This is a genomic window from Streptomyces sp. P17 (genome assembly GCF_032436805.1).
Lineage (GTDB): Bacteria > Actinomycetota > Actinomycetes > Streptomycetales > Streptomycetaceae > Streptomyces.
Genome location: NZ_JAVRBF010000125.1, coordinates 1 through 7,843 on the forward strand (window position 1 = coordinate 1; position 7,843 = coordinate 7,843).

General features: G+C 71.0%; 9 protein-coding genes and 1 pseudogene. 7 read left to right on the top strand and 3 right to left on the bottom strand.

Annotated elements, in window-relative coordinates; translation table 11 throughout:
• The first annotated feature begins 139 nt into the window (after positions 1 to 139).
• Positions 140 to 997, top strand: a complete 858-nt coding sequence (gene otsB, locus RMT89_RS39260; RefSeq protein WP_315888545.1) for a trehalose-phosphatase — start codon at positions 140 to 142, stop codon at positions 995 to 997.
• Here the strand turns inward: otsB and RMT89_RS39265 are convergent.
• Positions 994 to 1,941 (bottom strand): carbohydrate-binding protein, encoded by a 948-nt coding sequence (locus RMT89_RS39265; protein ID WP_315888546.1) that lies wholly within the window; start codon positions 1,939 to 1,941, stop codon positions 994 to 996. The genes otsB and RMT89_RS39265 overlap by 4 nt on opposite strands.
• A 118-nt stretch (positions 1,942 to 2,059) precedes the next feature.
• Positions 2,060 to 3,709 (bottom strand): diguanylate cyclase CdgB, encoded by a 1,650-nt coding sequence (gene cdgB, locus RMT89_RS39270; RefSeq protein WP_315888547.1) that lies wholly within the window; start codon positions 3,707 to 3,709, stop codon positions 2,060 to 2,062.
• Between the two features lie 314 nt (positions 3,710 to 4,023).
• Between cdgB and RMT89_RS39275 the strand changes: the two genes are divergently transcribed.
• Positions 4,024 to 4,602: a flavin reductase family protein gene (locus tag RMT89_RS39275; protein ID WP_315888548.1), complete on the top strand. Its 579-nt coding sequence runs from the start codon at positions 4,024 to 4,026 to the stop codon at positions 4,600 to 4,602.
• A 48-nt stretch (positions 4,603 to 4,650) separates the two neighbouring features.
• Positions 4,651 to 5,115, top strand: a pseudogene (locus RMT89_RS39280) (GNAT family N-acetyltransferase); the annotation flags it as partial.
• Positions 5,116 to 5,407: 292 nt separating this feature from the next.
• Here RMT89_RS39280 and arfB read toward each other — a convergent pair.
• Positions 5,408 to 5,845: an alternative ribosome rescue aminoacyl-tRNA hydrolase ArfB gene (gene arfB, locus RMT89_RS39285; protein WP_315888549.1), complete on the bottom strand. Its 438-nt coding sequence runs from the start codon at positions 5,843 to 5,845 to the stop codon at positions 5,408 to 5,410.
• A gap of 168 nt (positions 5,846 to 6,013) precedes the next feature.
• On the opposite strand from arfB, the gene RMT89_RS39290 reads away from it, so the two are divergent.
• The 4 genes from RMT89_RS39290 (at position 6,014) to RMT89_RS39305 (ending at position 7,763) form a co-directional block, all read left to right on the top strand.
• Entirely contained in the window at positions 6,014 to 6,589 is a 576-nt protein-coding gene (locus tag RMT89_RS39290; RefSeq protein WP_315888550.1) for a TerD family protein, read from the top strand.
• Positions 6,590 to 6,660: 71 nt separating this feature from the next.
• Entirely contained in the window at positions 6,661 to 6,972 is a 312-nt protein-coding gene (locus RMT89_RS39295) for a hypothetical protein (protein WP_315888551.1), read from the top strand.
• 18 nt (positions 6,973 to 6,990) lie between these two features.
• A complete protein-coding gene (locus RMT89_RS39300; protein WP_315888552.1) occupies positions 6,991 to 7,233 on the top strand; it encodes a hypothetical protein in 243 nt (80 codons plus the stop codon).
• A 29-nt stretch (positions 7,234 to 7,262) separates the two neighbouring features.
• Positions 7,263 to 7,763 carry a hypothetical protein gene (locus RMT89_RS39305; protein ID WP_315888553.1) on the top strand — a complete coding sequence of 167 codons (501 nt, stop codon included), beginning with the start codon at positions 7,263 to 7,265 and terminating at the stop codon, positions 7,761 to 7,763.
• Positions 7,764 to 7,843: the final 80 nt, after the last annotated feature.

Here is a 7,843-nt window from a genome sequence, read left to right on the forward strand (position 1 = left end):
AGGGTCCGGAAGTCCCGGAAACGGGAACGGTGACACCCGCCGGCCACCATGCCCGCGGTGACAGCGCGCCGGCCGAGCAGGTGAGCGGAGCGGTGACGTCCTGCTGACCGGAGCGGGCGGAGCTGGATAGGGTCCCCGTATGGGCAGCCACACGGACTCGACCCCTCTGCCGACCCCTGTCACCCCCGCCGGGCAGGCCGGGCTCGACGCGATCCTCGCCCGGCCCGAGCGGGCGGTGATCGCGCTGGACTTCGACGGGACCCTCGCGCCGATCGTGCCGGACCCCGAGCAGGCGCGTGCGCATCCGGACGCGGTGACCGCGCTCGCCGCGCTCGCGCCGAAGGTGGCCGCCGTCGCGGTGGTCACCGGCCGCCCGGCCGGTGTCGCGGTCCGCTACGGCGGGTTCGCCGGGGTTCTGGGCCTGGAGCACCTCGTCGTCCTCGGCCACTACGGCGCCGAGCGCTGGGACGCCGTCACCGGAACCGTCAGCGCCCCCGCCCCCGACCCCGGGGTCGCCGCCGTCCGCGCGGAACTGCCAGGAGTCCTCGACGGCGTCGGCGCCTGGCGCGGCACCTGGATCGAGGAGAAGGGCCGCGCGGTCGCCGTACACACCCGCCGGGCCACCGATCCGCAGGCCGCCTTCGAGGCGCTGCGTGAACCCCTCGCCGAACTCGCCGCCCGGCACGGTCTGATCGTGGAACCGGGCCGGCTGGTCCTGGAACTGCGCCCGCCCGGCATGGACAAGGGCGTCGCCCTGCTGGACTACGTCCGCGAGATCGACGCGGCCTCGGTCCTCTACGCCGGCGACGACCTGGGCGACCTGCCCGCCTACGCGGCCGTCGACAAGCTCCGCACCAACGGCACCCCCGGCCTGCTGGTGTGCAGCAGTGGCACCGAGGAGGTCCCGGAACTGGAGGAGAAGGCGGACCTGGTGGTGAAGGGCCCGGCCGGGGTGGTGGGCCTGCTCAGCACACTGGCGGCCCACCTACGGAGTTAGCCCTTGACCTGCCCGGCCTTCAGCCACAGCTGGTCCAGCAGGACGTTGCACTTGTCGCCTGGTCCACAGGAGACGGAGATGGTGTTGGTGCCCTTGTTGAGGGTCGGGTAGGCGTACGTCGTGGTCCAGCCCTTGGCGAAGTCGCCCTCGGCGGCCTTGGCGAAGTTGTCCAGGCGCAGCTTGCTGCCGAACGTCTTGCCGTTGACCGTCAGCGTCATCGACTGGTTCTCACCGGCCGCGCTGTAGCGCGCGAACAGCGTGTAGACACCCTCGGAGGGGACGCCGTCCACACTCCAGGTCACCGAGTTGCCGACCTGGTTGAGGTTCCCGACGTAGAAGCCGCCGGAGGACTGCGCGCCCTGGACGTCCGAGGCCACCGCGGCCGTACCGCCGAGCCGCAGCGCCTTCGCGTCGATCGGCCGGATCTCGGCCTGCTCCTCCGCGCTGTTGCTCGCCGAAGGACTCGGGTCCTTGCTCTCGCCCTGCGTCGGCGTGGAGCCGGCCTGGTTCTCGTTGCCGCCGCCGCCGTCGTCGCCGCCCGCCATCGCCACCGCGATGCCGATGACGACCGCGGCGACCACCGCGATGGCGCCGATCAGCAGCCCCTTGGTGTTCGGCCCGTGCCCCCGGCCGCTGCCGCCGCCGTACGCGGGCATCGGCTGCTGGCTGGTCGGTGCGCCACCCGGGAAGGTCTCCGGCGCCGCGTAGTGCGCGTTCGGCTGGGCGTACCCGCCCTGCTGCGGGGGGACCTGGCCGTAGGGAGCCGTCACCGGGGCCTGCTGGCCGTACTGCCGCTGGCCGACCGGTCGGGCCCGGTTCATCGCGTTCGGGTAGCCGTAGCCACCCGACGGCGGCTGGGCGCCGTTGGCCTGCCCGTCGGCGTAGAGGTAGCCGAACGGGTCGTCGTCCTCGGGCGTAGTGGCGCCGTTGTTGCCGGACGTCATCCCTTGGTCTCCTCACCAGGTGCGGGGCGGTTGCGGTACGTGTGACGAAGGGCGAGCCTACCCGCTCTGGCTGGCCCAAACGGGTGACTCGGACCGCATCAGCTCGCTGACCTGGGATTCATCCCGCACGTCTGTGCTGTTTGGGACGAGATCGTTTCTCTACGTACATCCGCTCGTCGGCGGACTTCAACACCTCGTCCGCCGTCATGCCGCAGTGTGCCCACCCGATGCCGAAGCTGGCGCCCACGCGCATGGCGCGACCGTCGACCCGGATCGGCTGGATGATCTCGTTGCGCAGACGTACGGCGAGGTCCTGGGCGTCGGCCCGGCCGAGCCCGTCGGCCAGCACCACGAACTCGTCGCCGCCGAGCCGGGCCACGGTGTCGCCGTCCCGGACCTGCCGGGACAGCCGGCGGGCGACCTCGATGAGGACCGCGTCACCCGCGTTGTGCCCGAACCGGTCGTTGATCGACTTGAAGCCGTCGAGGTCGCAGAAGAGCACCGCGAGCCCCTTGGTCCCGTCGTCGTGTTCACTCTCAGGGGCGACGGTGTGCACATGGTGGTCGTAGCCGTCGAGGACGTCGGCGCCGGGCCGGAAGTCGAAGCCGTGGCCGTTGACGTCGTAGGCGGGGTGGCCGAATGCGGCGTCCATGGACTCCAGGGCGCCGGCGTGGGTGGGGCGCTGGCACAGCCGCGAGGAGAGCCGGGCGCGCAGTTCGGCGGAGTTCGGCAGCCCGGTCAGGGAGTCGTGGGAGGCACGGTGGGCGAGCTGGAGCTCGCGCCGCTTGCGCTCCTCTATGTCCTCGACGTGGGTCAGCAGGAAGCGAGGGCCGTCGGCCGCGTCGGCGACCACGCTGTTGCGCAGGGACACCCAGACGTACGTACCGTCCCGGCGCCCGAGCCTGAGTTCGGCCCGGCCCCCCTCGGCGGACGTCCTGAGCAGGGTGCCGATGTCCTCGGGGTGGACGAGGTCGGAGAAGGAGTAGCGGCGCATCGCGGAGGCGGGGCGGCCGAGGAGGCGGCACAGGGCGTCGTTGGTGCGCAGGATGCGGCCGTGCTGATCGCCGCCCATCTCGGCGATGGCCATGCCGGAGGGGGCGTACTCGAAGGCCTGCCTGAAGCTTTCCTCACTGGCCCGCAGCGCCTGCTGGTCGCGCTCAAGCCTGACCAGTGCCCGCTGCATATTCGCACGTAGACGCGCGTTGCTGATCGCGATGGCGGCCTGGAACGCGTACATCTGCAGGGCCTCGCGCCCCCACGCGCCCGGCAGCCGGCCGTTGCGCGGCCGGTCCACGGACAGGACGCCGATCAGCTCACCGCTGCCGCCGTGCACGCCCGGCGTGTACATGGGCGCGAAGAGCCGGTCCGAGGGGTGCCACTCGTCCTCGAAGCGGGGCGCGGGCCCGTCGGTGTACCACTGCGGGACGTCGTCGTCGTCGAGGACCCAGCCCTCGGTGTGCGGGATGAAGACCAGGTCGCCCCAGTGCTCGCCCATGCTCAGTCGGCGGTCCCAGGACTCGCGGGAGCCGGTGCGGCCGGTGATCAGCGCCTCGGCGGCGGGGTTGCCGGCGAGGGCGGCGACGACGAGGTCGCCGTCGGGCCGGACCAGGTTGACGCACGCCAGCTCGTAGCCGAGGCCGGTGACGACGCCGTCCGCGACGGCCTGCAGTGTGTCCGCCAGGCTGCGCGCGGTGTTCATGTCCGCCATGACCTGGTGCAGTTGTCGCAGGGTCGCAAGACGGACGTACGGCTCCGACTCGGTCTCCATGCTCGCCCTCCCCCCGAGACCTCGCAGCGAATCAAGGGTTGTCTTCGGCGTCTTTTCTGTACGGTGCCCTTGCCGTTCTTGATACAGGTTCCCCGCCACTGAATCACAGCGCGCTGCCCACTCGGTACACAGGGTCAACAAATAATGCCCCTTGTGACTCAAGTCACAGCGAAAGATGAACAATTGAGCGGTGTTTCTGCGTTTTTCCTGTGCGTTTACTGAACGCAATCTTTGTGCGTCGGTCGGAGGTCCTAGGTCCGCTCTCGGCCCCGGGCCCGATGCGCACCCTCGCACCGGAGATTAGCGTTTCCGGCGTGCCGAACACTCCCCCTGCCGCGCCCGTCCCGATCACCGCACCGCCCGTCGCCGGGCATGCTGAGGGGGTGAGCAACGACGAGTTCCGCGCCGCCATGTCCCGGCTGGCCGCGGGCGTGGTCCTGGTGACCGCCTTCGAACCCCCGCTCGCGGCCGACGGGCCGAAGGGCGAGGACGTCGGGATGACGGCGACGGCGTTCATGTCGGTCTCCCTGGACCCGCCCCTGGTCCTGGTCAGCCTGCGCACGGGGGCCCGGATGGACGACCTGCTCGACGAGCAGCCGCTGTGGGCGGTCTCGGTGCTGTCCGAGAGCCAGCGGCACATCGCCGGCCGCTTCGCCATGAAGGGCCGCATCAGCGACCGTCTCCTCTTCGAGGACATCCCGTACGTCCGCGGCGGGACGACCGGCGCCGCGCTGGTGGGCGGCGCGCTGGCCACCCTGGAGTGCCGCACCGAGCAGCGGGTGATCGCGGGTGACCACACCCTCGTGATCGGCCGCGTCCTGACGGCGAGCGTGCCGAGCGCGGAGGGCGGGCCGCTGACGTATTTCCGTGGTCGCTATCGCCAATTGGGCTGAGCCGGAATTCATATGACCGCGCGTGACGGTACGGCCTGGGGTGCGCGCATGACGACGACCGGACCCCGCCGGGAATCCCTTACGCCGGAGAATGTCGAGGACGCGCTCGCCATCCGGATCCGCCCGGACCAGGAGCACGCCGTCGAACCGGTCGCGCACTCACTCGCCAAGGCCTGTGTCCGGCCCGACGTCGCCTGGCCCCGCCTGATCGTCGACGACGGCCGGACGGCCGGCTTCCTGATGGCGTTCTTCGACATCGACTGGAAGGGCGACGGCACCCTCGTCCGCTCCGGCCTGGGGCGTCTGAACATCGCGGCGGCGGAACAGGGCCGGGGCTACGGCCGCTTCGCGGTCGAGTCCGTGGCGCAGGAGCTGCGCCGCCGGGGCGGGAAGGAGATGTACGTCACCTGGCATCCCGGCCCGACCGGCCCCGAGGGGTTCTGTCTCGGCCTCGGCTTCGAGCCGAACGGGGAGACCAGCGGGGGCCAGACGGTGGGCGTCCTGAAGGTCTCCTGGCCCAGGCGTCCCAGGCCAGGCTCCTGGGCCAGGCGCACATCGAGCCCCGCCAGCCGCTCGGGGTCCTTCACGATGTCGATGACGGCGATCCGGTCCCGTACGACCGTGAAGGCCGGCACCCGGTCCACCCGCCCGTCGACCAGCGCCGCGAAACCCGCCCGGCCGTCGACCAGCGCGGGCCGGGCGGGAGCGGCCAGGGCCGCGAAACCGGGGCGCCCCTGGCCACGGCAAGGGCCCCGGTCGTCACCTCACTGGGATGACGGACGGAAGGAGGAATGTGTGACGGCGGCTATCCCCAGTCGCGCCCCGACCGCCCCCGCTTGGTGTCCGAACGCTGCTTCTTGTTCCGCAGGCGCCGTTCGTTGATGCCCCGGGGGATGCGGGTCGGCTTGCGCGGCTTGGGCGGCGGCGCGGTGGCCTCCGCCAGCAGCGCCGCGAGGCGGACGGCGGCGGTCTCGCGGTTGCGCCGCTGGGAGCGGTGCTCGGAGGAGCGGACGGTGATGACGCCGTCGGCCAGGCGTCCGGCGAGCCGCTCCAGCGCCCGCTGCTTCCACACCTCCGGCAGCGCCTCCGTGCGCGCGAGGTCGAAGCGCAGCTCCACCTGGGAGTCGCTGGTGTTGACGTGCTGTCCGCCGGGCCCCGACGAGCGCGAGAAACGCCACATGAGCTCGGCCTCGGGAAGCGAGACGGAGCCACGGATGAGGTGAGGACCGGACATGCCGTCCATGGTCCCGCGTCTGTCCGGTCCACGTCACGCGAATATCCGCCCGGGATGCCCAGGAAGGGCGAGTAAAGAAAGTAAAGGGACCTGGAACCTCGCGTACCCCTCTCGACGTTCATAGGGGTAGCTGTAGCTTCGTGCTCGTACGCACAACGAGGGAAGGGACTCCCAACAATGGCTGTAAGCCTGTCCAAGGGTGGCAACGTCTCGCTCACCAAGGAGGCTCCGGGCCTGACCGCCGTCACCGTGGGCCTCGGCTGGGACGTCCGCACCACCACCGGCACGGACTTCGACCTCGACGCCTCCGCCATCGCGGTCAATCCGGAGGGCAAGGTCTACTCCGACGCCCACTTCGTGTTCTTCAACAACAAGCAGACCCCGGACCAGACCATCGTCCACACCGGTGACAACCGCACCGGCGAGGGCGAGGGCGACGACGAGTCGATCAACGTCAACCTGGCCGGCCTCCCCGCCGACATCGACAAGATCGTCTTCCCGGTCTCGATCTACGAGGCCGAGAACCGCTCGCAGAACTTCGGCCAGGTCCGCAACGCCTACATCCGCATCCTCAACCAGGCCGGCGGCGCCGAGATCGCCCGCTACGACCTCTCCGAGGACGCGGCCACGGAGACGGCCATGGTCTTCGGCGAGCTGTACCGCAACGGCGCGGAGTGGAAGTTCCGCGCGGTGGGCCAGGGCTACGCCTCCGGCCTGGTCGGCATCGCCCAGGACTTCGGCGTGAACGTCTGACATCCGCACACGGCTGCCTGAACCCCCGGCTTCGGCCGGGGGTTTCGTCGTAGCGCAGTAGCGTCCAGGGCATGCTTCTCGAACTCCTCCCCCGGACCCACGACCACGACATCCCGGGTCCCCTGCTCATCGAACTCACCGCGCTCTACGCCTCCCACCGCGACTTCCACGCCCTCAGCGGCGACTTCCCGGACCCGGACGACATCCGTCCGGAGCAGGTGGCGGCAGCGCTGGCCGAGGACTTGGCGCACCCGGACGCGGAGGTGCTGCTCGCCCGCAGTCAGGGGCGGCTGGTCGGGGTCGCGATCACACTGGCCCGGCATCCGGATCCGGCCGATCCGGACCCGGGGAAGACGGGCCGGTTCTGGGTCTCCAGGGCGTAGTCGGAGTCCCCGGCGCCCGTGATGATCATGCCGGTGGAGGAGAAGGGGTACGGACCGAAGTGGTACTCCGCCCACTCCATGACATCGGGGAGCTCCTCGACGCTCTCCCCGGCCTCGCGCGGATCGACAGCCGTGTACACGGGTACGTCCCCGGCGGTGGACCGCCGGATCTCGTACGCGCCGATCGCGACCGTGGCGACATGGCTCGCCATCGGCTCGGCGCTGCGCCAGCGGAAGGCCGTGCGGCCCGCCCGACCGTGATCCTACGACGCCGTGACACCATCCCCTACGTGCTCGACATCGGCTACGCCCTCTCCAACCGCTTCCCGGATCCCCCGCAGACGGACTACCGCCGCGCGGACGTCCACGCGCTGCGGCACGACCTGTTCTGCGGCGATGTCTATCTCGCGGACACCAAGGCGGACCGGGAGCTGTCCACAGCCTGGGAATGGGTGCCGGTGCTGGACTTCGCGTGGGCGCTGTGCGACATCGTGGAGCGGATCGACCAGGACCCGGCGGGCTCCCGGGCCTCCCGCCCGCAGCGGGCGGAACTGGACTTCACCGAGTCCACCGACCGGATGCTCTTCGAGCGCCGCTTCGGCTGGGTGGACGTCGAGGCGGACTGGATGCCGACGGAGGAGGTCCCGCTGACCTTCTCCCACGCGGAGCTTCGCCGCGAGGCCCGTGACTTCCTGCACGACCTGATCGCCGACCTGTGCGACCTGCACGACGACCTGGCGGAGAACCCGGCGATCTGGACCCTCCAGGCCCGCTTCCCCCGCGTGTCCTGAACAGCCGACCTGTGCGACCTGCACGACGACCTGGCGGAGAACCCGGCGATCTGGACCCTCCAGGCCCGCTTCCCCCGCGT

Coding starts and splice junctions, on each gene's coding strand:
- otsB (WP_315888545.1), top strand. CDS start 140: ATGGGCAGCCACACGGACTCGACCCCTCTGCCGACCCCTGTCACCCCC.
- RMT89_RS39265 (WP_315888546.1), bottom strand. CDS start 1,941: ATGACGTCCGGCAACAACGGCGCCACTACGCCCGAGGACGACGACCCG.
- cdgB (WP_315888547.1), bottom strand. CDS start 3,709: ATGGAGACCGAGTCGGAGCCGTACGTCCGTCTTGCGACCCTGCGACAA.
- arfB (WP_315888549.1), bottom strand. CDS start 5,845: ATGGACGGCATGTCCGGTCCTCACCTCATCCGTGGCTCCGTCTCGCTT.
- RMT89_RS39290 (WP_315888550.1), top strand. CDS start 6,014: ATGGCTGTAAGCCTGTCCAAGGGTGGCAACGTCTCGCTCACCAAGGAG.
- RMT89_RS39295 (WP_315888551.1), top strand. CDS start 6,661: ATGCTTCTCGAACTCCTCCCCCGGACCCACGACCACGACATCCCGGGT.